This window comes from candidate division TA06 bacterium, assembly GCA_016235665.1.
In the GTDB taxonomy this organism is placed as follows: domain Bacteria; phylum Edwardsbacteria; class AC1; order AC1; family EtOH8; genus UBA5202.
This window is the reverse complement of sequence record JACRJI010000010.1, coordinates 143783-167824: the sequence shown is the minus strand read 5'-3', so window position 1 is coordinate 167824 and position 24042 is coordinate 143783. Positions and strand designations below refer to the sequence as shown.

Below are 24042 nucleotides of genomic sequence, written 5' to 3'. Positions count from 1 at the left end.
TTAGGCCATATCACCAGTTACACACATGGCACAAATTGATTAAATGAACGGCCAATCCATTATTTAGTGAAATAATGGTAACTTTTGCAGTGCTACAACTAACGGGGGCATGGCAATAAGGCCTCTCTTTGTGAGACAGGCTTAAATATGTTGGATTATAGCACTATTATTATAGTTGTCAAGCAAAATACAATAATTGGCTGATTAATACGATCGAACAACTGTCTGATTTACCAAACTATATAGAATGCTCCAACTCCCTTATGTGATCTATGATTTTTGCGGGGACCTTGGCCGTCCGCCGCACCTCCATCCTGGCTTCAACCAACAAAAAGCAAGCTCTGTGGCACCAACCCTGGGAGCCAGATTTATATCAGTATACTCTTTAAAACCCCAAAGCCCATCGGCACTGCGCCGGTGGGCTTTTTCATTAGATTTTATCCCGTAAATGTCATAAACTATTTACTTTGAACCGGAACAAATAATATCACTCCCTTTTGTGAATCAATCTGCTTTATCCTGCGGCTTTCCGGCATACACAACCTTTCCCCCGCTCTTCCCCGCCCCCGGGCCCAGCCCTATCAGCCAGTCGGCGCAGCTTACCACCATCGGCTCGTGGGTGATGCAGAGCACCGTTCCTCCGGCTGCAGTCAGTTCATCAAACAATTTCAGCAGTCCGGCAATGTCCCTGGGATGGAGCCCTCCGGTCGGCTCGTCCAGCAGAAACAGGCAGCGCCGGGAAGAGGCCCCAGCCAGGCCGGCAGCCAGCTTTAACCTCTGCATTTCCCCGGTGGAAAGGGTGGACAGCGGCTGTCCCAGCGGCAGATAGCCCAGCCCCGCCTTTACGGCCAGATCCAGCGTCTGCAACAGTCCGGCCCGTTCTTTGGAGGCGATCTGCCCTGAGGCAAACTCCCGCGCCGAGGAAAGTGACTGCCCCAGGATGTCAGCTATTGACAGCCCGCCGATGCGGATATTCAGGATCTCCGGCAGATAGCGCTGCCCGCGGCAGCTGTGACATGTCACCCGGGCATCGGCCCAGTAATCCAGCGACACCGGAATCGATCCCGCCCCGCCGCACTCCGGGCACCGGCCGTCCCTGGAAAGGAACGAAAAATGGCTGGCCTTGAGCCCCGCCTCCTTGGCCATATTGCTGCCGGCAAAAAGGCTCCTGAACGCATCGAAGATTCCTAAAAAGGCCGCCGGGACGGACGTTTGGGGCTGGGGCGGGGCATCCTGCTCCACCATCACCAGCTGGTCAAACTGCCGGCCCCATTCGATGTGCTTGCAATTCACCGGCTGTTTCTCAGAATATGATCGCCACAGAACATCCGAGATCAGGCTGGTCTTTCCGCTGCCGCTGACCCCGGTCACCGCGATCATCCCGCCGGAGGGAATATTCAGACAGACATTGTCCAGGTTGTTGGCGCAGGCTCCGGTGATCTTCAGTCCCGGCAGCAGCCCGCGGGCGGTGCGCTGAACTGAAGGAGCCTTGCCGCGGAAGGCCTCAAGCAGTTCGGGGCCGCCCTGGAACACGATCCGTCCGCCCTCCCGGCCCGCCGCCGGCCCCAGCTCGATCACCTGGTCGGAGACCGCCAGCATCGCTTTCGACTGCTCCACCAGCAGGATGGTGTTGCCGTCATCCTTAAGACCCGTAACCAAACCGGAAATGCGGGCGGCGTCCGCCGGATGGAGCCCGAACGACGGTTCGTCCAGCACGTAGGTAACGCCTGTCAAGCCGGAGCGGATCTGCGACGACAGCTGCAGCCGCTGAAACTCCCCTCCGGACAGGGTCGAAACCAGGCGGTCGGCCGCGATATAGCCCAGGCCGGCCCCGGCCATCGGCCGCAGCCTGGCGATGATCTCTCCGCCGATGGAATTCAGGATCCCTTTTTCCTTTGGCTGGAGAAAAGGGGGAAGGGCGGGCAATTCTTGGCAGAACATCCGGAGCAGGCTGTCAATGGGCAGGGCGGTCATTTCAGCGATGTCCCGGCCCGCCAGTTTCACCGCCAGCGGCTCCGCCTTCAGGCGCTTGCCCGCGCAGGCCGGACAGGTTTGCTGCGACATCAAACCCAGCATGGCTGCGCCCCGGCGGTCGGCGTGCTTGCGCTGGTACTCGATGTCCACCAGGCCGGCGAATCCCTTCCAAAGGCCCTTGAAATGGTGCACCCCGGTGCGCCTGCCCCGCTGGTAATTCCATTTGACCTCCAATTCCCGGACGGGAAGCCCGTGCATTGCGATGCTGCGGGCCTCGGCGGAGAGGGCGTTCCAGGGTGCATCAAAGTCGATATTCAAGGCCCGGCCGGCAGCCCGCAGGGCGGCGGTATGCTGGCCGCCGGGCTCGCCGTAGAATTTTCCGGTCTTGGTGCCGTCCATGGCGCCGGCGGTCAGCGGCAGCGCAGGGTTCGTGACCAGCCGCTCCGGATCGCAGGCCGTGATGGTGCCCAGACCCCGGCACTCCTGGCAGGCGCCTTCCTCGTGATTGAACGAAAATGCCGAAGAAAGCAATGCCGTCCCGCCGGCCCGGCTGTACAGCAGGCGCAGCAGGTCATGCAGTCCGGTGTAGGTGCCGACGGTGGAACGCGGGTTGGAGGCCGCCCGTCTGCGCCGGACCGCGATCGAGGGCGTCAGGCCGGAGGCCGTTTCCATCCGGGCGTCGCCGGTCTTGCCCATCAGCTGGCGGATGGCGGGGGAAAGTCCCTCGTTGAAACGGCGCTGGCTTTCGGCGTAAAAAGTATCGAACACCAGCGACGATTTTCCGCTGCCCGAGACGCCGGTGACCGCGGTGATCTGTCCCAGCGGAACGGTCAGGTCAACAGACTTGAGGTTATTGGTGGTAACGCCCCGCAGCCTCATCTCATCCGGCAGGACGGTTGTTCTTTCCGGTTCGCGGGAGGCGGAGGAAAGAGGCGGCCTGGCGAGATGTCTTTTCAATTCCCGCCCGGTGATGCTCTCCCGGCATCCGGCCAGCCCCGACACCGGGCCGGAATAGATCAGTTCCCCTCCCTCTTCCCCGCTGCCAGGGCCCAGGTCTAATACCCAGTCGGCCGAAAGGATGAAATCGGGATGGTGTTCTATGGCCAGCACGGTGTGGCCCTTGTCCGTCAAGCCCCTCAGGGCTGCGGCCAAAACTTTGACATCCGCCAGGTGCAGGCCGGTGGTGGGCTCATCTAATATATACAGCGCCTTTCCGGCTGATGGTTTGGCCAGATGGGCGGCCAGTTTCACCCGCTGGGCCTCCCCTCCCGACAGGGTGTTGCTGGGTTGTCCCAGTTTCAGGTAGCCCAGCCCCAGGCCTATCAAGGTCCGGGTGATGGTTGTGATCTTGGGCTCTGCCTCAAAGAAGCAATGGGCTTCATCGATCGACATCTGCAGCACTTCGGAGATATTTTTCCCTTGGTGGGCCACCTGCAGGGTCTGGTCCGAAAACCTTTTTCCTCCGCAGGCCTCGCATACTATCTCGACGTTTCCCAAAAAATGCATCCCGATCTCCTGCACCCCGGCCCCCTGGCAGGCCTCGCACCTTCCGCCTTTGACCACGAAGGAGAACTGCCCCTTGGCGTAACCCCGGCGCCTTGATTCCGGCAGCGAGGAGAACAGGTCCCGGATGTGGTCGGACATCCCGGTGTAAGTGGCCGGATTGCTGTTGGGGGTGCGGCCTATCGGAGACTGGTCTACGTGTATGATCCGCTTGAAGATGTCCGGGCCGCCGGCTTTTTGCCCGGCCAAGGTCTCCAGCAGGTCCTCGGCCAGCGAGGACTTGCCGCTGCCGGACACTCCGGTGACCACATTGAAGCGCCCCGACTTGAACCGGGCCTCAAACCCCTTCAGATTGTTCCTGGCCGCTTTATCCATCCCAAAGAACTCCCCGCCGTCGGCCGGTTGAACATGATGATCGAAAGATTCTATTCCCTTCAGGCAGGACCAGGTGCGGCTGGCCGGCAGATTTGCCTTTATGAAATCCTGGCAGGGCCCGTTGAACAGCAGCTCCCCGCCGGCCAGCCCCGGCCCCGGCCCCAGGTCGATGATCCAGTCAGCGGCCCGGATGGTCTGCTCGTCGTGTTCCACCGCTATCACGCTGTTGCCGTTGTCCACCAGGGTTCGCACCACCCCCAGCAGCCTTGCGTGGTCGGCCGGATGCAGTCCGGCGCTGGGCTCGTCCAGCACATAGAGCACGTTGCGCAGGCCCGCGGCCGCCTGGTTGGCCAGCTTGATGCGCTGGGCCTCGCCGCCCGAGAGGGTGGCGGACCCCCGGTCCACCGTAAGATAAGCCAGTCCCAGTTCCGCCAGAAGGCCGCAGCGCCGGAGCACCAGCTCCCGCACCGGGGCCGCCACCGCCGACTGGGACGGCCCGGGTTCAAGCCGCTCAAAATATTCCGCCAGCTGCCTGATGCTCATGGCCGCAAAACCGGCGATGTCCATTCCCCAAAGGCTTACGGACAGAGCCTCCGGATTTAACCTCTTCCCGCGGCAGGCCGGGCAGGAAAAGGAACGGGCGAAACGCAGGATGTTGGGGTTGCGGTCTCGCTTCAGGATCTCCTCCATCACCGGAATGATCCCCTTGTAATGGCCCTCCTGGCGGGGCCGGGCGGTGATGCCGCTCCATTTCATCCGGGACTCCAGCGGGTGTTTGCCGAACGGGATCAGCAGCTTGTCCGAGCCGAAGAGCACTATCTTCTGCTGTCCGCCGGTCAGATCCTGCCAGGGGATGTCGGCGGAAAAGCCCTCGGACCGGCAGACCTGGTCCAGCACCTCCATGGTGACTTGGGAGTAGATGATGTAACCGTTGGGCGTGGTCAGGGCCAGCGCTCCCTGGCGCAGGGTCTTGGTCTTGTCAGAGATCAGCAGCTCAGGATCGATGCGGTCTGCCACCCCCAATCCTTGGCAGGCCGGGCATTGCCCGGCTGGCGTGTTAAAGGAGAACAGGCTGCGGTCCTGTCTTGACAGGGTCTGGTGGCTGGTCCCCAGCCGGGCAAACAGCAGCCTTAAATAATCGTACAGTTCTGTCATGGTCCCCACCGTGGAACGGGGGCTGCGGAAGACCGCCCTCTGGTTGACGGTCAGCACCGGGTACAAGCCGGAAACCGAGCCCTGAGGCCGCCTCAGCTTTTTCCCGGCCAGGGGATGGCCCTCCAGGAAGTTCTCCAAAAACAGCCTCTGGCCCTCCCGTCCGATGACGCCGTAGACCAGGGAGGATTTCCCGCTGCCGGAAACTCCGGTGACCACCACCAGCCGGTGATGCGGTATGCGCAGGGAGATGCCTTTGAGATTATTTTCGGCGGCCGATTGTATGTGTATTTCTTTTTTCATCGCGTTGTTTGCTGGACTTCAGTTAAAAGAAAGCCTTCAGCTATAAGCTAAAGGCTTCTGTTTCTTTGGCATTTCAAAACAGGATTACCGGACCACCACCACTTTCTTGACCGACTGGTTCCACCCTGTGGAGAGTATCACCAGGTAAAGCCCCGAAGGCGCAGGCTGGCCCTTGTCGTCCTTCAGATCCCAGTACCCCCCTGGGCGGCCGCCGCTTACCGGCAGCGATGACTGGCGGGGCTGGCGCTGGCCCGGATATTCCCCGGCCAGCTGGGTGCCATAATCCAGCTGCCTCAGCATCCTGCCATCCAGGGTGTAGACCCGGATGCTAACGTTGTAGGAATCCCGGGCCAGAAAATACGGCAGGTAGATTCCGGCAACGCCCGGTTTGGCGGGATTGGGATAGGGATCCAGCAGCTGGTCGCTCTCCGGCAGCACCACTTCGGGCGCGGTGTAATTCAGCGCCGCCAGCCCATCCGGAATACCCCAGCCGACGCGATAGGTATCATACAGGTCCAACACCGTTCCGGAGTTGTCAATATAGTAACGGTGGCCTGACGCGATAGCGGCAAACTGGCTCTGGTCGGTTCCGATGCTTTCGGGGTGGGCCAGATAAGTTTCCACGGTATAGCGGTTGCTGCCGCTGTATTTCAGGGCGTCCATCACCTGTTTGGGCCCCCAGGTTGGGTGAGATTCCAGCAACAGGGCGCACAGGCCTGCGGTAAGCGCTGCTGCTCCCGAGGTGCCGGTTCCGTTCATTATCCGGCTGTAATTTACTGTGTCCATATTATCAGCAAAGGCTGTCTGCCAGGCTGCAGCTACATCGGGTTTTATCCTGCGGATCATGGTGGTGCCGCCGGGCATTACCAGACTGTCGGCCGCCGGACCGGTGGAGGCCCCGCTTCCAATCGAAGGATTGGCCCACAATCCGGTACCTGGCCAGACCCCGCCCACCGCTATGACGCTGTCCCCGTCGGCCGGGACCACTATGCAGGTGTCCGGTCTGGTGTTGTTGCTGACGTTGCCGTTGGAGTTCAGCACTACTATTCCCCGGGAGACCGCGCTGTCGGCGGCCTGACTGCATAAGGCCACATCGCCGTTCATCTGGCTGTAGGTATAGGAGGCTCTGACCGTGGTGTCGGCCCACTGCCTGTAACCCAGGGAACTGGTGGCAATATCCACTCCCAGACTGTCGCCCCATTGCAAAGCAGCCACAAACCAGTCCTCTTCCAGGGAAAAATCACCTCCGGTCAGCCTCTCGGTTTTGGCCAGCACAAAGTCGGCATTATACGCGCTACCGATCAGGGATCCGCTCTTATAGCCTCCGGCGATGGAGAGCATGGCTGTGCCGTGTTGGGTCTGCAGCCTGGAGGTATCCTGCTCAAACTCAAAGGAAGTTATGCTGTCCGGTCTGTGATATGACAAGGTGTCGCCGTACTGGTCACGCGCAGGGACCGTCCTCTGAAAATCCCGTTCAGCCACTATGCTGGTCCTTACCAGCGCTTCATGCTGGCGGTCAAAGCCGGTGTCTATGATCAGGATGCGAACGCCGCTGCCGCTGTAGCCCTTGGCGTGTAGCTGGTCTATGTTTAACAGTTTTATCTGGGCTTCGGAATAATTATAATCCAGCGCGGGCAGTGTTTTTGAACTGACCGGCTTGGCTGTTTTAAATTCGTCTTCGGCCTTAAACCGGGCCACCAGGTCAAGTCGGGTGACATACGAAAGCTGGGCAAGCTGGGCGATCTGGTCGGCGCTGGCCGAAATGCTTACGGCGTTCAGCCAGGGGCTTGCCACCCTCAGCTTGGCACCTGATTTTTTGATGGCCGCAATGTATTTTTCCGACACCGGCAGATCGCCATAACTTAAGGCCCGGCCAACTTTTTGGCGGCGGTCCATGGATCTTTTATCGAGGATGTTCTTGTCGCTCCCTCCGGCTTTGTCGGCCAGCTTTACCCAGCAGACATATTCTGTTCCCTTGGCGCCCCGGATTATGGCCTGCTGCAGGGACGGGGATAGTTTCTGGGCCCAGGCCGGAGGAATGGACAGCAGGGCTAAAATACCTGCCAGTATCAGCATCTGATTTTTTGCGGTTTTCATTCGGCACCGATCGTAATTCGATTGATCTTATTGTTAATGGAAAACCATCCCCGGTTAAACGGCAAAACACCGAAGACTAAAATATTTCTTCGGTGTTATTTCTTTTTGCCGAACAACCCCCCCAAGACCCCTTTCTTTTCCGGTTCGGGTTTAGGGATTCCGGCAGGAACCGGCTTGGGCACTGGCGCAGGAGAGGGTGGAGCCGGTGGCAGGGGTTTTTCCTCGGACGGGGCCGATTTTACGGCCGGCAATACTTTGATCAGGCCCGAAGACAACAGTCCGTAGAGAACCTTGCAGGTTTCAAAGTCGCCCAAATGGGAATCTTTGATGATCTGGGTAATGGGCCGGGAGCCGTCCACCGTGGCCAGTACCTTCCATTCCAGGGGCTGCAGCTGGATGTCCTCGGTGCCGGCCGGAGGCTTTTCCTCGATGGTCAGGATCATATCCAGCGAGGGGATCAGTTTCTGGATGTCATCCCATTCGTCTATCTGACGGGCCGCCTCCAGCACCAGGTGCATGATGGGGGCCTGGACATTATGGTGGTCCACCGTCTCGTCGGGCTTGAAGATGAACGAGCCCTTGCGCCAGCGCAGGATCCTGGTAATTGCGCTGTCTCCCAGAATGTCGCCGGCCGAGGCGAACACTCCGGTGCCTTCCTCAAAGAATATAGCCCCCTTGTCGCTTTCGGTGGACACGTTCAAAACCCCGGTCTTCTTGCCCAGGCTGATAAGCTGCAGGATGTCGGCCAGATCAAAATCTTTTAAATTGCCTTCTAGTCCCATTGCTGCCAGATTATTTTTTATTTGATGGTGAAGATTAGTATTCCCAGACCCGCCCCCAGCAGGTCGGCTGCCAGATCCCGGAAACAAAAATGATTGCCGGGGCGGGAAGCATCGCGGGTTTCCTTGGCCAGCCCCCAGCCCAGGCTTATTCCCGCCGCCAGGTTCCTGGATGCTGCTCCTGTTTCCCGCTGTTCGTAGCGCAGCAGGTGATAACTGAAACCCGCCAGGGCGGCGCTCAACGCCAGATGGGAAACCTTGTCCCGGGCCAACCAGCGGTCATGGTGCAACTCTTCTTCAGTTCCCTGCCCCTGAAGGTTTCCAACCCCGGCCAGCAACAGGATGGCCAGGGCCATCATGGCTGCCGGGACTTTCAAAATCCCAGGCCCAGAGAGAACCTGTGGCTGGTGCCCAGATCATAATCGTGGGGCACAAAGGCATAATCGAAGGAATGGCCCCGCCACTTAAGTCCCAGCCCGGCGCTGAAACTTTCGCTGGAATGGCCGGTCTTGTACCCCAGCCTTAAGGCCGCCTGGTCCCGCCAGAGATATTCCAGCCCGGTCCGGATCTGCCAATCGGCGTCTATGGCTTTGACCGCATCTAACGCCAGCAGGGTCCGTCCGTTGAATACAATCTTATCCGGGCTGTACCCGGCGCCGACCTTGAAGGTGGTGGGTTGCTTGTAGAGTACTTTGACGAGTTTGAAACGCGGACCCAAATTGTCTATGGTGCCGGCCAGGTCCAAACCCAATTTCTTGATCTTGATGTCAATGCCCGCCTGCAGATTGTAACCGTAACCAGTGTCCAGATAAATTTTTTCGTAGAGCCTCCGGTAGGAAAGCCCCAGGGCCAGTTCCGGAACTGGTGAAAAAGCGTAGGAGAGACCGGCAAAAAGATCATAGGCCTGGTACTGGGCTATGGGATCCTCGGACGGCAGTTCCTCCCTCAAGGGGATATCGCCGATGGACAGCATCCGGACCGCGGCCCCCAGCCGGTGGCGGCCGAAACTGTAGGCGTAATAGATCTCATCCACCGATGTCTCGGCTATCCACTGGTTATGCTGAAAATGCAGGCTGTGCTTGGTGGGAATGTCCGTCAGCCGGGCGGGGTTCCAGTAACAAGCCGAGGCATCCGTGACCACGGCGATACCGGCATCGGCCATTCCGGCCGCCCTGGCTCCGGCCCCGATCTTTAAGAATGACAGCGCTGTATTGCCGGCAGTCTCAGCCGAAGCGGTTGTGATGGCGAGTAACGCGATGGTGAAAAGTATAGCGGTTGGTTTGATCATAACATCTCCCCTGCAATAGCATTGATAATAGGTTGCCGCAAAGCTGTCAAAAAGTATGCGCCTACTTAAAATGCTATATTTTCTCCTAATGCTATTGTTTAGGGTTTGTTTTTTATTGAGGCCCGAATGGCCTAAACCGGCACCGGACGATCTCAGCGCTGCAACAGGTAATTTGACCCGTAATTCCCCGGATTATTGTATTCGAACTGAATGACGAAATTCCGGGATGGCTGGTACTTAAGCCCGAACGATGGCTGGAACATACCCTGGCTGCGGTTGTTCAGTTGATAAACCGATTTATTGAAGGCTGCAGGCATATAGCTGTATGCCAGATCCAGTTTTAGTTCCAGCTTTTGAGAAAGTTTATAATTCATGGAATTCCGGTAGGTGTTGGAAAACAGGCTGTACTTGCCTGAAGCGGCATAACCCACCGAAAAGCTTTGCTGCATGGTGAACCGGGAAGGGTCGAACAATTTCCCCAATCCGGTGTTCAGATTGTTGACGCCGCTGAAATCCAACGGGCCGGTCTGGGCTGCGGCCAGTGAGGCCAGGAACATAGAAACCAAAAGAAATAATTTGATCTGTTTCATTTTTTATCTCCTTCAGAGCTTTTATTGACGGCTGGGGAAGGCGCCGGTGCAGGTATGGCGGCTATTTTATCGGAATCGGCCTGGGCGCTTTTCTGGTAATCGGAACTGCGGTATTCCGTGGCATAGAACCCGGCCCCTTTAAAAATAAATCCTGACCCCATGCTGAAAAGGCGCTCCACCGGGCCGCTGCACACCGGGCAGGATTTCAGCGGCAGGTCTTTGATTGACTGGAGTTTTTCAAACCGGTGGCTGCATTTTGCGCATTGGTATTCGTAGGTCGGCATTGCTTTGTGTCCTAAAATAATAAGTATACTATTAACAAGTGCTTATGTCAATATAATTGGAGATTTTCGGCCTCCATTAATACATTAATATACCACTATTTTCTCCTTAATACAAGTCTTGAAAATGGAAGATGGTATTTTTACATCATTGCATCTTGACAAGCGTCAGTTATGGGAGTATCATAAATAGTTGGTTTTAAAGTATTTTTCAACACCCAAATAAGGAGTCCCCGATGAAAAGAATGCTGTTCATTATCACTGCCTTCTGCCTTTTGGCGCTGGCCGGATCGGCCCTGGCCGAAAGCGGAGGAATGGCTCCCTCGCCGCATATGAAAGGCGTGGTGATCTTCAAGCTGAAAGCTTTTCCGGTCATGGACGCCAAAGGCTTTTCCTGCGGCTCGCCCCGGGTGGATGCAGCACTGCAGCAACAGGGCCTGACTGAGATCAGGATGCTCTATCCCCATAAGCGCCTGGCCAAGGGTAAATCCGAACAAAACCTTTCAAAGATATGCCAGGCCAATGTTTCGGAGGCCGCCGACATCAAGGCCCTTTGCGCCCAGTTGAAAAACACCGGGCAGGTGGAATACGCCGAACCCCGTTACGGCAGGCGTGCCGAGTTAACGCCCAATGATCCCAATATCGGAAGCCAGTGGTTCCTGACCACCATCCAGGCCACATCGGCCTGGGACGTTTCCACCGGCTCCACCGCGGTAACGGTGGGAATAGTGGACTGCGGGGTGCAGATAACCCATCCCGACCTGGCCGCCAACCTCTGGTATAATCCGGGCGAGGCCGGGGCCGACAGCAACGACGGAGTGGACGACGACGGCAACGGTTTCATCGACGATTACCGGGGCTGGGATTTTGCTGGGCCGGACATCGCCATTCCCTCGCCGGCTGGTGACAACGATCCCAACGTTTACGACGACAACAACGACCACGGCACTCATGTGGCCGGGGACGCTTCGGCTGTGACCAACAACGGAGTGGGGGTGGCCGGGATCGGCTACAACTGTAAAGTGATGGCCATAAAATGCAGTTATGACAATGACTACACCGCACCGGGCAGCAAATCCTACATCTATTTCGGCTACGAGGGAATAGTCTACGGGGCCGACAACGGGGCCCAAATCATAAACTGCTCCTGGGGCGGAGGCGGTTTCAGCCAGTACGAACAGGACATTATCAATTACGCCAACGACCAGGGCTCGCTGGTGGTCTGCGCCGCCGGCAATGACAATGTGGCCACTCCCCACTATCCCTCGTCCTGCGAGAATGCCTTCTCGGTAGCGGCCACCGCCAGCGGGGATGTGAAGTCGTCCTTCTCCAACTATGGGACCACGGTGGACATCGCTTCGCCCGGCTCCTCCATATACAGTACCGGCTATCCCAACACCTATCTCTCCTGGGATGGCACCTCGATGGCCAGCCCGGTCTGCGCCGGAGTGGCGGCATTGGTCAAGTCCTATTATCCCTCCTATACCAATGCCATGCTGGCCACTCTGCTGATGTATTCCTCTGACAACATCGACGTCCAAAATCCAGGATATGTAGGACTGTTGGGAGCCGGACGGGTGAATGCCTATAAGGCACTGACCACCTCCATCACTTCCTGGACCCGCTATTACTCCAGCCGGGTGACCGACGGCAACAACAACATCCCCCAGGCCGGGGAGACCGTGAACCTTAGCCTGGCCCTGCGCAACGGCTGGGCCGATGCGGCCTCGGTGACCGCCGTGATCAGCTCTGCGGATTACGCGGTCCAGATGGTGTCCGCCAGCGGGAACTACGGGGCCCTGGGATCGGGAGACACCGCCAGCATATCCACCTACAGCTTTACAGTGGACAGCACCGCCCTGCCCCACCTGGCGGCCTTCGCCGTCCAGATCAACACCGACGGCGACCTGCATACCGACACCTTTTACGTCCAGATAGAGCAGGCCCCTGTGCTGCTGGTGGACGACGACGGCGGGATGTCGGTGGAAAGCTACTACCGGGACGCTCTTTCGGCCGCCGGTGTCTACTACAATTATTACGACCGCACCGCCCAGGGCTCGCCTGACTCCGCCCTGTTGGACATGTTCCCGGCGGTGATCTGGTCCTGCGAATGGGCCTTCCCCTCCCTGGATTCCCTGGACCGCATGGCTCTAAGGCACTACATCGGCCAGGGCGGCAAGCTTTATGTGTCGGGACAGGACTTGGGCTGGGATCTTCAGGACACCATGACCGGGGCTTCCCACGAGTACCTGCTGGATCCCGCCGGCTGCACCGATTTTTACCAGAACTATATCAAAGCCGTTTACTTGGGCGACGATGGCGGCAGCTCGGCCTCCGGGATAACCGGGGACACCCTGACCGACGGCCTGTCCTCCGCCGTCTATCAGCCGGGCCGGGCCTCGGACGAGCAATTTCCCGATTATTTCAACCCCAACGGCAGCGCGGTGTTCTGCTTCAACTACGGGGCCACTGCCAACCGGGCCGGGCTGCACTGGGAAGACGGAGGCACCGGCACCAAGGTGGTTTACACCGGTTTCGGCTTCGAGGCAATTTCCACGGCTTCGGTCAGGCAGGCCTTCATGGACCGGATCATCCGCTGGTTTCTGGGCGACATCAGCATTTCCCATGTACCGCTGACCGATACTGAAAACACCTCCACTCCCTACCGGGTGACAGCCATGATAAGCTCCAGCGTCGGAATACAGGAGGCAGTTCTCTATTACAACCTGGACGGCTCAGCCCCCTTTGACCAAAAGCTGGCCATGAGCCGGGTAGGAGCCACCGACACCTTCGAGTGTTTCATCCCGGCCCAGACCGACCAGGCGGTGCAGTACTACATCGTGGCCCGGAACAGCAAGGACCTTAAGACCGCCCGGCCGCTCGACGCCCCCTTCTCCAGCTACGGGTTTTACGCCGGGGCCGACACGGTCGACCCGGTGATCTCCAGCACCCCGCCCAAAAACACCATCAACCTCAGCGGGCCGTACGCCGTCAGCGCCATGGTCACCGACAACATCGGGCTGCAGGATTCCACCTACCTTTATTACCGGATCAATTCCGGGGCGGAATACCCGCCGGTAAAGATGACCGGGAGCGGGACCTATAGCGGGACCATCACCCTGCCGGCCCACATCAACACCTGGGACACCGTCAATTACTATGTGACCGCGGTGGACAATTCCAGCCAGCAAAACCTGGGCCGGGGGCCTGCCAGCGGGTATTATAGCTTCGTTGGCGTTGACTCCATGTTGATATCTAATTTTGACCAGAGCAGCGCTTATGCAGAATTTGATACGTTATACGGAACGCATCCTTCCTGGAGAACGGTGACAACCGGTTATCGTTCAGCCCCCAACTGTATGCGCAGCGGACCGACAACCTACCTGTCGAATTCGGATGTCCAGCTTAGCCTACGGCCACAACAAGCGCTTAACCTTAAAGCCTATGCAGAAAACGGCAATAGCGTAAAATTATTCTGGTATCAAAAAGGCCTCAACCTGGCAGCGGGGGATACCATCAGGGTGGAAGGCAGCGCCAATGGCGTTGACTGGGTTAGCCTGAAAAAACGGATCACGCTTACCTCCGGGTGGCTTATTGACAGCACTGAAATCAATCCACTGTTCGCCAAGGGAATCAATGACAGCATCCTGATCAGGTTCAGATTGACATCCGATGCCACCACTAATGCCTACGGGTGGGTGCTTGATGACATCTATGTTAAGGTCCAACCATTGCTGGGAATAACCGGGGACAAACCAGAAACCATGAAACCATTGGTGTTGGCCCTTAACCAGAACAACCCCAATCCCTTCGGGTCGGGCACCACCATAACTTACCAACTGCCGTCCGAGACCAAGGTCGCCCTTAAAGTGTACAACGTGGCTGGGCAATTGGTTCGGACACTGGTGAACTCCAAGCAGCCTGCCGGAAGCTATGCAGTAAAATGGGACGGCCGGGACGATGGGCAACGCAAGCTGGCGGCCGGGATCTATCTGTATAGGTTAGAAGCCGGAGAAACAAGATTTACTAAAAAACTGGTGATGATAAGATAACCGGAACCCCGGAACAAAAAAAGCCCCCGCCTGACACTAAGCAAAGTCGAAGTGTGGCGGGGGCTTTTCATTTCCAGTATCTACTTGTTTTCCTCCTGATGTTCGTGGCCATGTTCATGAGATGCCTCGGCCAGCTTCAGCCCCGGCCTCCCCTGCTTGACCAGGTAATCGTTGACGGCCGCCCGGATCCCGTCCTCGGCCAGCACCGAACAGTGGGTCTTGACCGGGGGCAGGCCGTCCAAGGCCTCGGTCACCGCTTTATTTGTGACCTGCAGGGCCTCTTCGATGGTCTTTCCCTTCACCAGCTCGGTAGCCATGCTGGAGGTGGCTATGGCCGCCCCGCAGCCGAAGGTCTTGAACTTGACGTCGGTCACCACGTCTTTGTCTATCTTCAGCATGATCTTCATCATGTCCCCGCAGACCGGATTGCCCACCATTCCCACCCCGTCGGGGTTCTCGATCTCGCCCATGTTGCGGGGATTCATGAAATGGTCCATCACCTTTTCACTGTACATCTGTATCTCCGTTCCTTATTAATGTGCCCTGCATTCTATTACATTTGATGCCAAAAGTCAACGTTAGGATTCAGGCTGAAAATCCGATGATCGTCCTCCGCAGTTCCTGAACCGCCAGTCCTATGTTCCCGGCCTTGGTGACGGCGGTGACCACTGCTATCTTCCCGGCTCCGGCCTGAAGGATCTGTCCGATGTTGGTTTGGTTGATCCCTCCCATCACCGTGAATGGTATCTTCAGTTGCGGAGCAATTTCTTTGATGGCCTCCGGCCCCAGCGGTTTCATGGAAAGTTCCTTGGTCTGGGTGGCAAAGATGGGCCCGATGTTGACATAGTCCGCTCCCTGCTCCTGGGCTTCCAAAGCCTCTTCCAGGTTGTGGGTGGAAACGCCTATTATCAGTTCGGGGGCCAGTTCTTTTGCGGCCGCCGGCGGCAGATCGTCCTGCCCCAGGTGCACTCCGTCGGCCCCGCAAGCCAGCGCCACGTCCAGGTGGTCGTTGATGATCAGCAGCATCCCGGCCTTGGCCGTCCTTTCCCTGAAGGCCTGGGCCAGATGGTAAAAATCTTTTTTGGCAATGTGTTTTTCCCGCAGCTGGACTATCCTAGCTCCCCCGGAGATCAGGCCGTCAAGGACCTCCAGGTCGGTGCGCCCCAGGGACAGCCCCTGGTCGGTGACCGGGTAGAGGTCTATTTGGTTAAAATCTTTTATCCTTTGGCTTTTATTTTTCATTATTTTAATCTGTGAAATATGTTTACACTCAATTAAATTCGATATACATGCTTTCGTAATTGATGATCATCTCATCGAATAAACCTATATAATCTTGCCCGATGGAACCATAGAACATATTACGGTCAGGCCGCAGATCTTCCGTATACACATCTATTGACGGCAAAATTGCCGTTTTGCCTCCTACAGAAATGGGAAACTCCTTTAACTTATATGTTTTCCGCGTTTTCGTTTCACCCAGGGCCGAATACTTCAGGGAATCCGGCGCCCCGTTTTTTTCAACATCTTTATCATGTTCGCAATAATATTTTTTATATAATTCCGAGGCGTTCGCACCGGTATCCAAAAGGCAATAAATAGTGTCCTTGCCGGCGGTGATTTTTAAAAGAGATTTTGCCCCGCACAGCGCTAAATTTTTCAACTTTCTTTTTTGTGTCACCTTGGGTATTGTCAGAATGCCGTTTTTTGAAAAATGCAATTCTTTCAGTTGCTGTATGACAGGAAACCCTATTATCCCGTTGATCTCATAATTTATCTGGGGGAAAGACAGCTTGTCGTCGGGCATAACAAGAAATACAACATTTTTAACTGTGATCTTGCCAATTTTGATGCTATCGGCAACCATCAGTTCGGTTTTGTTCTCTTTCCCGGTCGATCCCTTGACGGAAACCGAAGTCTCGATCTTCCTGAGTTTTAATTTTTCCGCCAAACCTTTTCTTAGAACGCAAAGATCGGCCCCGGTATCGACAATAAAACTGAATTCATTGCCTTGCACCGAGACTGGAATATTCGCCAAACCGGCTTTGTCCTTGGAAATGGGTATTTGCGATGTTCCTCCAATATTGGTTGTTTGGCCCGGAGTGTTGGCCAAAGGAGTCCATATATTAATGTTGTTTTCTTCGTCAGCTACCTGGCCTCCATCCAAAACGTGAGCGTATGACCTGACCAGCGATTCGGCTGTTTCCCCGGCCTGTTTATATTGGAACAATTTGACATGATTGTCTTCCTTGACCTGCAGGATTTTTGCCATCATTGTATCCGATAGTTCCATCCTATGGTCACGTAACAAATGTTTGATGGCATCATTCGATTTGCAGGGATTCAAAAAGGCATTTTTCACCAAGGCCTGATAAAAAAGGTATGTTGCTTTGTCCCAAGCGGTTTTATTATGACTTAAAGAATCTCTGAGTCCGAAATAGTTTTTTTGATCCACCAGACGCTGGAGACTGGAAATGCTAATCGCTTTGTTTTTCATATTAATTTCGCTTTCGGTGCACTTTGTCAAAACATCGGCCTTTGCTATTAGATCCGGGGCGACACCTGCAAAAAATGTCTCGGCATACAACCCGTCAACAATGGTCATAATCAGCGGGCTTATCAGTAATAGTCCTGCAATTAACATGTTTTTCATAGATCCCTCTCGAACCCCTGGTCCCAATCCTTCCACACCGTATCGTATCCCCTTGACTGAATTGCCCGGGCCACCTCCTCCACCGTCCGGCCGTCGCACACGTTAAACTGACCTTCGGCTGGCTGGCCCTGCTCGTCAAGATTATTACCGAGCCTGTCGAGATTGTTATCGAGCTTGTCGAGATAACCTCCCGGGGCGGTCTTGGACCCGGCGCTCATTTTGGTGATGCCCAGTCCGATCAGGTTGTCCCGCAGTTCCGTCGGCTCCCGGGTGGAAAGCACCAGTCCGGCGTCGGGCAGCATCAGCCTGAAGGCGCAAATCATCTGGACCAGTTCCCGGTCGCTGACGGGGAACTCCGGGCTGAATCCCCCGGCCGCCGGCCTTAAACGGGGAAAGGAGACCGAGACCTGGCTCTTCCAGTGATGCTTCATCAGATAGGCGGCGTGGTGCATAAGGTAATGCGATTCCACCCGCCAATCGTTCAACCCCAGCAGGGATCCCAGGCCAATTTGCCGGAAACCTGCCGCCGCGCCTCTCTCCGGTGCCCCCAGCCGGTATTGGTAATCGCGCTTGGGCCCGGCTGGATGGACCGCGGAATAGATTTCCCGGTCGTAAGTCTCCTGGTAAATGGCCAGGCCGTCTATTCCCGCCTGGTAAAGCCGCTCGTAGTCCGGAGTATCCATGGGGTATACTTCTATGGACAGGGAGGGGAACATTCCCTTCAGGTCGCGGGCAGTGGCCTCCAGCAGATCCAGGCTGACCTCTGCCGGACATTCGCCGCTCACCAGCAATAACTGCGAGATGTGCTGGTTGTTTATCAGCCGGGCCTCGGACAAGATCTCTTCGCGGCTCGAGGTCCGGCGGTTGACCTTGTTGTGGACGTTGAACCCGCAGTAAACGCAGGAGTTACTGCAGTGGTTGGAGATATACAGCGGGGCGTACATCTGAATGGTCTTGCCGAACCGCCGTAGAGTGCTGTTCTTGGCCAATTGAGCCATCGGCTCCAACAGTTCGCCGGCCGCCGGAGACACCAGAATGGAGATGTCTTCTGGACTGGGAACGGATCCGGAACTTATTGATTCCATAAGCGCCTTGACCTGACCGGTGGTGGCGTTCCGGATGGTTGTTCTTATCCGGGCGGGATCCAGGGAATTTATGATTTCCTGGAACGGGATCATCTTAAAAATCCGGTCAACGGACTGGAGGCGGAGGCCGTCTCGCTCTCTGACATGGGTCCGGCTTCAAGTCCAGCCAGGGATGAATCCACCGCCAGTTTGAACGATCTGGCCATCTGCACTGGATCCCGGGCCGCCGCCACCGCGGTATTCAACAGCACCGCAGCGGCCCCCAGCTCAAAGGCCTTGCAGATGTGGGAGGGCAGGCCCAGACCGGCGTCCACCACCACCGGCACCGTGGCCTGCTGGACAATGATCCGGATCTGGTCGGCGGTCTTGATCCCCCGCCCCGAGCCGATGGGCGAGCCCAGTGGCATCACCGCCGCGCAACCCACCTCCTGCAGGCGCTTGGCCAGCACCGGGTCGGCATTGATGTAGGGAAGCACGATGAAACCTTCCTTGATCAGGATCTCCGCCGCCTTCAGCGTCTCCACCGGATCGGGCAGGAGATAATTGGGCTCGGGGGTGACCTCCAGCTTCAGCCAGTTCCAACCGGAAGCCGCCCGGGCCAGCCGGGCAATACGGACCGCCTCTTCGGCGTCGCGGGCCCCGGAGGTGTTGGGAAGCAGCAGGTATTTTTTCTGGTCGATGCGGGCGATGATGTCGTCCTGGGGATTGTCAAATTCCACCCGCCGCAATGCCACTGTCACGATCTCGGCCCCCGAAGCTTCCAGGGCTTGGGCCATGACGGCGGAACTGGAGAACTTGCCTGTGCCCAGGAAGAGGCGCGACCTTATCTCGCGTCCGGCTATGATTAATGGTTTGAGCATACTGATGTTTTATTTTTGATTTTTGTTTCCAGTTTATCCCCCGCCCACCAGGCGCACTATCTCCAGCACATCGCCATCGCTAAGCCGGACATCATCATAACAACCGCTCTTGATGATTATGCCATTATGCTCCACCACCAAGGCCCTGCCCTTAAGCCCGTATCTTTCCAGCAACCCCGGTAAACTGCCGGCTTCGGCCTCTTTGCCGTTAAGTTTTATCTTCATATAATATAGTCACTTCATCATGATTTTGAGTATACGCCCTTCCCTTGCTTTTGTCAATACCGGCAATCGGGGCGGGCTGGCGTTACTTCTCGAACCAATGGGTATAAGAAAAAGAAAGCGAGAGATACCTGCCAAAGGTGTTCACCCACGGAGTTAATTTTCCAGGCTTTTTATTGGCATAATAACGCATCACATCAAACCCGGCCGTAGCTCCGAAAAGGTTCTCGGGGATGCCCACGCCGTTGGAATCTGTCTTACATGAAATGGCCAAGCCTCCGTACCAATAACTCTTGGGCCGGATGATGACCTCGGTCTTGAAGATCGAGTAATTGTCCATATGCGACCACCCGTATTGGGCGGTATTGAAGGTCGAGGAGAACTGCGCCGCCCGTTTGAAAAGCAGGAAAAATTTGTCCCAGCGCCTGATACCCACCCGGACCTCCAGCGGAATCCGGCCCGGGTATTTATGCTTTAGATACCACAGGGCTATCCCGCCGATATCTGCGGCTTCATCCCAAAGAGAGAATTTCCACTTTCCATCGGAATCCGAACCATCCAGCAGTTCTATCCCGGTAAGGGTGGTGAAGGTCAAACCCATTGCCAGGCCTGGGGAATCCTCCCCCAGATATTTCTTCAGGGTCCAATAGTGCAGGTCGGTCAGGTTCTCGCCGTTCCAAAAATGCCATATCTTGTCCTCGGCATAGGGTTCCTGCTCGCCGATATTGGCCAGGGGATTCCGCCCGAATCCGTTCTGCCACCAGTACTGGGAGGCCACTACCGGGCCTCCGATGTATTCCGCTCCCAGTATGGCCCAACCCGCCCAGCGCGGACCGAAGGTTGACGTAGAAAGCGTGTCCTGGCAAAAGACAGGCGTTTGCAGAGCCAGCAAAGTGACGAGAAGATAAATCTTTTTCATCTTGATTTAGTGCTGTTAATTATTTCATTGATTTTATATTTTCAACATTCCCGTAATATATTCAATTGACTTAACCTTTTCCGGATGCTAAAATTGGTCTATGCCTAAATTAAAACTGAAAAAAGTGGAATGGCTCTACCTATGGTTTATTTCCGGGTTGAGCCTGCTGACCCTGCTGAACCTGCCCCGGCTCAAGGGCTGGCCCTGGATATTCGTGATATACGGGCTGACCTTAGGGGTTTACGGAATAGTGATCTGGCTGGACACCCGCCGGCCCTGCAAGTTCTTTGAACTGCTGCGGCGCTGGGCGCCATTCGCCGGCATCCTCCCGGTATTTCAGAGCCTGGGATACATCATTCAGTATATCCGGCCGGACCTGGACGGCTATCTGATCAGGATCGACTACGCCATGTTCGGGGTCCATCCCACCGTCTGGCTGGAGAGCCTGACCGCGCCCTGGATGGTGGATGTGCTGGCCCTGGCCTATTCCAGCTATTACTTCCTGCCGGTGGTCCTGGCCCTGTTCCTGCATTTTGACCGGAAGCAGCACGAGCTGGAGCACATGTTCCTGGCGGTGACCATCGGGTTCTTCATTTCCTACGTCGGATACCTGCTGGTGCCGGCCATCGGGCCCCGTTTCACCCTGACCGGTCTGCAGGCCGCCCCGGTCAAGGGATTGTTCTGGGGAAATCAGATCCTTGATTTTCTGACCGCCAATGAATTCAACAAGCGGGACTGCTTCCCGTCGGGCCACACCGGGATAACCCTGATCGTGCTCTATTATGCCCACGCCCATCACAAAAAACTTTTCGCGGTAATGCTGCCGGTGGGGATCCTGCTGATAATGGCCACGGTATTCCTGCGGCTGCATTATGTGATAGATGTCATCTTTGGATTTGTACTGGCGGCCCTGGCCATTCTGACCGCCGAGATCTGGAATCCCCGGTTTTTAAGGGACAAGAAATAATCTGGTTTTGAGAAAGCCGCCCGGATTCAGGGCGGCTTTTTTATTTTCAGATCTTCTTCTCGTACACCCGGTAGGTCTTGTAGACCTTGGCCCCAACCGCCTCGCCCAGCCGGTTCATCATCAGGTTGTTTTCCAGCACCCAGGAAAGCTCCCCGGTCTTGGTGCCCTTTTTGACTGCGTTCTCGATCACACGGCTGACCAGCCCGGCCTCAATCCCCCTTTTCTGGTAATCCTTTATCACCCCGGCGGTCATTACCCGGGTATGGGTGATGTTGCGGTTGTGCCAGAGGAAGTTCATTATTTCCAACAGGCCCATTTTACCGTTGAGCCGCTTGATGGAATAATTGTAATCCGGCAAAGCCCACAACGATCCCACCGGCTTTTCCCCGTCAAAGGCAAAGATCACGTAATCCGGCTCCACGATGTCCTTGAAGCTTTTGGCATAGTGGTCTATCTCGGCCTCGGTTAGCGGGACGAAGCCCCAGTTCTGGTTCCAGGCCTGGTTGTAGACCTCCTTGAATATCTTGACCTCTTGCTCAAACCGTCTTTTGTTGATGCTGCGGAAGGTGATCCCCTTTTGTTCGCACCGCCGGGACAGCATTTTGATCCGGTCGCGGTCTATGTGCTGGACATCCAGGAAATAGGCCAACAGGTCCATGGCCTTGGTGTATCCGCAGGCTTCGACCTGGGACGGATAGTAGGGCGGGTTGTAGGTCATCTCTATCACCGGGGGGCGGTCGAAGGCGTCTATCAGCAGGCCGGCGGTGTCGTTGGTGGTGAAATTGAACGGCCCCCGCACCGTGTCCATGCCGTTCTCCCGGGCCCATTTTTCCGCTGCGGCAAACAGGGCTTGGGCCGCATTGGGATCGTCCGCCGATTCAAAGAAACCGAAGAAGCAGCATTTCTCGTGGTGGAACTTGTTGCTGTTGTCGTCTATGTGGGCGCTGATCCGCCCCAATACTTCTCCGTTCCGGCTGGCCAGGAAATAGGCGGCCCGGGCGTGCTGAAAGAACGGGTTGTGCCCGGCATCCAGCATTTTCTTCTGTTCGGCTATCAGCGGCGGCACCCAGCTGGGATTGTTATGGTAGATCGTCCAGGGCAGTTTTATGAATTGTTCCAGTTCTTTTTTCGATTCCACGGCCTTGATCAGAATATCGGACATCGGTTGTCTCCATCAGTTGCTGCGTTTTCTCGGATTAGCAGTGTAATAGATTAATCTGCGTCCATCTGCGAAATCTGCGGATGGGTTCGGTGTCTTTTACCTGATCATGTCTCCCAGCCGGTTGAACCGGATATTCTCCCAAACCTTCCAGAACGGCTCGCCGTTCTCGGAATCCCAGGACCAGTAGATGAAAACCGCCTTGCCCAGGATCAGGCTCTTGGGCAGAGGCCCCCAGAAGCGGGAGTCCAGCGAGTTGTCCCGGTTGTCGCCCATGGCAAAGACGCAGTCCTTGGGCACCACCACCGGCCCGAAATTATCCCGCACCGGCAGGTTCAAAAACTTGCGCTGCTCCCAGTCCCGCTGGTAATCATTGCGCCAAAGCTCCGCCGACAGCATCTGGGGAAGGATGATGCTTTCCCCCCAGGCTTTGTTCACAGCGTACGGCTCCTCCGGGCGCTGGCCGTTGACGTAGAGTTTCTTGTTCCGCACCTCCACCGTATCGCCCTCCACCGCCACGCAGCGCTTGATGAAATCCCGCTTGTCCAAAGGATACTTGAAGACGATGATGTCCCCGGCCTTGGTCTGGCGCAGCCCGGGCAAAAGGGTCTTCCCGGTGAAAGGGATCTTGACCCCGTAGACAAATTTGTTGACCATCAGAAAATCGCCCACCAGCAGGGTGTCCTCCATGGAGCCGGAGGGGATCTTGAAGGCCTGGATGACCAGGGCCCGGATGATCAGGGCCATCACCACCGCCCAGATCAAGGACTCGCCCCAGTCCCGGTACCATGATTTTTTGACGTTGTTCTGCCGAACGGCCATATTGTTTCCTTAGAAGGAGTTGTTTAATGGTGAAAATGATTTTACCAGAGCTAACCACCGAAACACGGAAAGATGAAGATTAAATAAACATAGAGTATTTGGTTATAGTTCCGTGATTCGGATATTCCGCGCTTCCGTGCCTGCACGCTGTAGCCCCGCTACACTTCGACATTGCTCAGTGTCCAGCGGGGCGAAAGCGTGGTAAGGTTTTACGGTCAGCCTACCAGAGCTTCCGGCCGATGCGCTGCAGCCGGAAACGGCGCCACAGGCTGGACAGCGGCATCTCCGACAGCTTGTCAAACGACCAGTAGACGAACAAAGCCCTGCCCCGGATCAGCTGTCGCGGCAGCGGCCCCCAGAAACGGGAGTCGAAGGACTCGTCGCGGTTGTCGCCCATCATAAAGAAACAGTCCTTGGGCACCACTATCGGGCCGAAATTGTCCCGCACTGCGTAGGTCTGCAGCAGATGCCGGTTCTCCCATTCCTGCTGGAACTGCCCCTGGGTCAGGGGCGGGTTCATCACCGGCACCGCAAAGCTATCCCGGTGAATGGCAAATTTCTCGTTTCTTTTTATGCCATTGACGTAAAGTACCTTGTTCCGGACCTCCACCGTATCCCCGCCGGAAGCTATGCAGCGCTTGACCAGGTTGATCCCGTCCACCGGGCTTTTAAAGACCACCACCTGGCCGGACCGGGGCGAGGTCATGGGCAGGATGGATATCTTGGTGAAGGGAATATGCAGGCCGTAGCTGAATTTTTCGGCGATCAGCCAGTCTCCCGGCAGGATGGTGCTCTCCATGGAACCGGTGGGCACCTGGTAGGCTTCCAGGATGAAGGGGTTGATCACCAGTTTGACCACCAGCACCGCCCAGATCAGGGGCCACAGCCAGTCGTGCCAGAGCTTTTTGAAGGTGTATTTTTCTTTCATTCGCCTTTATCTTCTCACAATATTTATAAGTCC

19 protein-coding genes are annotated in these 24042 nt (G+C 56.4%); 2 read left to right on the top strand and 17 right to left on the bottom strand.

Going from position 1 to position 24042, the window contains the following annotated elements; translation table 11 throughout:
- Positions 1-504: 504 nt before the first annotated feature.
- The 7 genes from HZA73_05770 to HZA73_05740 form a co-directional block, all read right to left on the bottom strand.
- Positions 505-5307: an ATP-binding cassette domain-containing protein gene (locus HZA73_05770; protein ID MBI5805535.1), complete on the bottom strand. Its 4803-nt coding sequence runs from the start codon at positions 5305-5307 to the stop codon at positions 505-507.
- A gap of 84 nt (positions 5308-5391) precedes the next feature.
- Positions 5392-7404, bottom strand: coding sequence for a S8 family serine peptidase (locus tag HZA73_05765; GenBank protein MBI5805534.1), 2013 nt, complete (start codon positions 7402-7404; stop codon positions 5392-5394).
- A 95-nt stretch (positions 7405-7499) separates the two neighbouring features.
- Positions 7500-8186, bottom strand: coding sequence for a DUF4388 domain-containing protein (locus HZA73_05760; protein ID MBI5805533.1), 687 nt, complete (start codon positions 8184-8186; stop codon positions 7500-7502).
- 17 nt (positions 8187-8203) lie between these two features.
- Positions 8204-8560: a hypothetical protein gene (locus HZA73_05755; GenBank protein ID MBI5805532.1), complete on the bottom strand. Its 357-nt coding sequence runs from the start codon at positions 8558-8560 to the stop codon at positions 8204-8206.
- Entirely contained in the window at positions 8557-9471 is a 915-nt protein-coding gene (locus HZA73_05750) for a PorV/PorQ family protein (protein MBI5805531.1), read from the bottom strand. The genes HZA73_05755 and HZA73_05750 overlap by 4 nt, the downstream gene beginning before the upstream one ends.
- 152 nt (positions 9472-9623) lie before the next feature.
- Complete coding sequence (locus HZA73_05745) at positions 9624-10061, bottom strand: hypothetical protein (protein ID MBI5805530.1); 438 nt, start codon at positions 10059-10061, stop codon at positions 9624-9626.
- On the bottom strand, positions 10058-10345 hold the full coding sequence (locus HZA73_05740) for a zinc ribbon domain-containing protein (GenBank protein MBI5805529.1): 288 nt from the start codon (positions 10343-10345) through the stop codon (positions 10058-10060). The genes HZA73_05745 and HZA73_05740 overlap by 4 nt, the downstream gene beginning before the upstream one ends.
- 233 nt (positions 10346-10578) lie before the next feature.
- On the opposite strand from HZA73_05740, the gene HZA73_05735 reads away from it, so the two are divergent.
- On the top strand, positions 10579-14394 hold the full coding sequence (locus HZA73_05735) for a S8 family serine peptidase (GenBank protein MBI5805528.1): 3816 nt from the start codon (positions 10579-10581) through the stop codon (positions 14392-14394).
- Positions 14395-14474: 80 nt separating this feature from the next.
- On the opposite strand, the gene nifU is transcribed toward HZA73_05735, so the two are convergent.
- The 7 genes from nifU to HZA73_05700 form a co-directional block, all read right to left on the bottom strand.
- Positions 14475-14909 carry a Fe-S cluster assembly scaffold protein NifU gene (gene nifU / locus HZA73_05730; GenBank protein ID MBI5805527.1) on the bottom strand — a complete coding sequence of 145 codons (435 nt, stop codon included), beginning with the start codon at positions 14907-14909 and terminating at the stop codon, positions 14475-14477.
- A gap of 70 nt (positions 14910-14979) precedes the next feature.
- Positions 14980-15636: a thiamine phosphate synthase gene (gene thiE / locus HZA73_05725; protein ID MBI5805526.1), complete on the bottom strand. Its 657-nt coding sequence runs from the start codon at positions 15634-15636 to the stop codon at positions 14980-14982.
- Positions 15637-15664: 28 nt separating this feature from the next.
- Positions 15665-17047, bottom strand: coding sequence for a retropepsin-like domain-containing protein (locus HZA73_05720; protein ID MBI5805525.1), 1383 nt, complete (start codon positions 17045-17047; stop codon positions 15665-15667).
- Entirely contained in the window at positions 17044-18225 is a 1182-nt protein-coding gene (thiH, locus tag HZA73_05715) for a 2-iminoacetate synthase ThiH (protein MBI5805524.1), read from the bottom strand. Before thiH ends, HZA73_05720 begins: the two co-directional genes overlap by 4 nt.
- Positions 18222-18992: a thiazole synthase gene (locus HZA73_05710; GenBank protein MBI5805523.1), complete on the bottom strand. Its 771-nt coding sequence runs from the start codon at positions 18990-18992 to the stop codon at positions 18222-18224. The genes thiH and HZA73_05710 overlap by 4 nt, the downstream gene beginning before the upstream one ends.
- A gap of 33 nt (positions 18993-19025) precedes the next feature.
- A complete protein-coding gene (thiS, locus tag HZA73_05705) occupies positions 19026-19217 on the bottom strand; it encodes a sulfur carrier protein ThiS (GenBank protein ID MBI5805522.1) in 192 nt (63 codons plus the stop codon).
- Between the two features lie 82 nt (positions 19218-19299).
- A complete protein-coding gene (locus tag HZA73_05700) occupies positions 19300-20133 on the bottom strand; it encodes a hypothetical protein (protein ID MBI5805521.1) in 834 nt (277 codons plus the stop codon).
- Positions 20134-20233: 100 nt separating this feature from the next.
- Between HZA73_05700 and HZA73_05695 the strand changes: the two genes are divergently transcribed.
- Positions 20234-21100, top strand: coding sequence for a phosphatase PAP2 family protein (locus HZA73_05695; GenBank protein ID MBI5805520.1), 867 nt, complete (start codon positions 20234-20236; stop codon positions 21098-21100).
- Between the two features lie 46 nt (positions 21101-21146).
- Here the strand turns inward: HZA73_05695 and HZA73_05690 are convergent, their stop codons facing one another.
- From HZA73_05690 to lepB (HZA73_05680), 3 genes are all read right to left on the bottom strand, one after another.
- The gene (locus tag HZA73_05690) at positions 21147-22262 is read right to left on the bottom strand and encodes a hypothetical protein (protein MBI5805519.1); all 1116 of its coding nucleotides are present in this window, start codon (positions 22260-22262) and stop codon (positions 21147-21149) included.
- Between the two features lie 96 nt (positions 22263-22358).
- Positions 22359-23081, bottom strand: a complete 723-nt coding sequence (lepB, locus tag HZA73_05685) for a signal peptidase I (protein MBI5805518.1) — start codon at positions 23079-23081, stop codon at positions 22359-22361.
- Positions 23082-23301: 220 nt separating this feature from the next.
- Positions 23302-24009 carry a signal peptidase I gene (gene lepB / locus HZA73_05680; GenBank protein ID MBI5805517.1) on the bottom strand — a complete coding sequence of 236 codons (708 nt, stop codon included), beginning with the start codon at positions 24007-24009 and terminating at the stop codon, positions 23302-23304.
- Positions 24010-24042: the final 33 nt, after the last annotated feature.

What these genes read in the sequence shown, in the direction of transcription:
- HZA73_05700 (MBI5805521.1), bottom strand. Translation starts at nt 20,133, where the DNA reads ATGAAAAAGATTTATCTTCTCGTCACTTTGCTGGCTCTGCAAACGCCT.
- nifU (MBI5805527.1), bottom strand. Translation starts at nt 14,909, where the DNA reads ATGTACAGTGAAAAGGTGATGGACCATTTCATGAATCCCCGCAACATG.
- HZA73_05765 (MBI5805534.1), bottom strand. Translation starts at nt 7,404, where the DNA reads ATGAAAACCGCAAAAAATCAGATGCTGATACTGGCAGGTATTTTAGCC.
- thiS (MBI5805522.1), bottom strand. Translation starts at nt 19,217, where the DNA reads ATGAAGATAAAACTTAACGGCAAAGAGGCCGAAGCCGGCAGTTTACCG.
- HZA73_05760 (MBI5805533.1), bottom strand. Translation starts at nt 8,186, where the DNA reads ATGGGACTAGAAGGCAATTTAAAAGATTTTGATCTGGCCGACATCCTG.
- HZA73_05720 (MBI5805525.1), bottom strand. Translation starts at nt 17,047, where the DNA reads ATGAAAAACATGTTAATTGCAGGACTATTACTGATAAGCCCGCTGATT.
- HZA73_05770 (MBI5805535.1), bottom strand. Translation starts at nt 5,307, where the DNA reads ATGAAAAAAGAAATACACATACAATCGGCCGCCGAAAATAATCTCAAA.
- HZA73_05740 (MBI5805529.1), bottom strand. Translation starts at nt 10,345, where the DNA reads ATGCCGACCTACGAATACCAATGCGCAAAATGCAGCCACCGGTTTGAA.
- thiE (MBI5805526.1), bottom strand. Translation starts at nt 15,636, where the DNA reads ATGAAAAATAAAAGCCAAAGGATAAAAGATTTTAACCAAATAGACCTC.
- HZA73_05735 (MBI5805528.1), top strand. Translation starts at nt 10,579, where the DNA reads ATGAAAAGAATGCTGTTCATTATCACTGCCTTCTGCCTTTTGGCGCTG.
- HZA73_05695 (MBI5805520.1), top strand. Translation starts at nt 20,234, where the DNA reads ATGCCTAAATTAAAACTGAAAAAAGTGGAATGGCTCTACCTATGGTTT.
- HZA73_05750 (MBI5805531.1), bottom strand. Translation starts at nt 9,471, where the DNA reads ATGATCAAACCAACCGCTATACTTTTCACCATCGCGTTACTCGCCATC.
- thiH (MBI5805524.1), bottom strand. Translation starts at nt 18,225, where the DNA reads ATGATCCCGTTCCAGGAAATCATAAATTCCCTGGATCCCGCCCGGATA.
- HZA73_05710 (MBI5805523.1), bottom strand. Translation starts at nt 18,992, where the DNA reads ATGCTCAAACCATTAATCATAGCCGGACGCGAGATAAGGTCGCGCCTC.
- HZA73_05690 (MBI5805519.1), bottom strand. Translation starts at nt 22,262, where the DNA reads ATGTCCGATATTCTGATCAAGGCCGTGGAATCGAAAAAAGAACTGGAA.
- lepB (MBI5805518.1), bottom strand. Translation starts at nt 23,081, where the DNA reads ATGGCCGTTCGGCAGAACAACGTCAAAAAATCATGGTACCGGGACTGG.
- HZA73_05745 (MBI5805530.1), bottom strand. Translation starts at nt 10,061, where the DNA reads ATGAAACAGATCAAATTATTTCTTTTGGTTTCTATGTTCCTGGCCTCA.
- lepB (MBI5805517.1), bottom strand. Translation starts at nt 24,009, where the DNA reads ATGAAAGAAAAATACACCTTCAAAAAGCTCTGGCACGACTGGCTGTGG.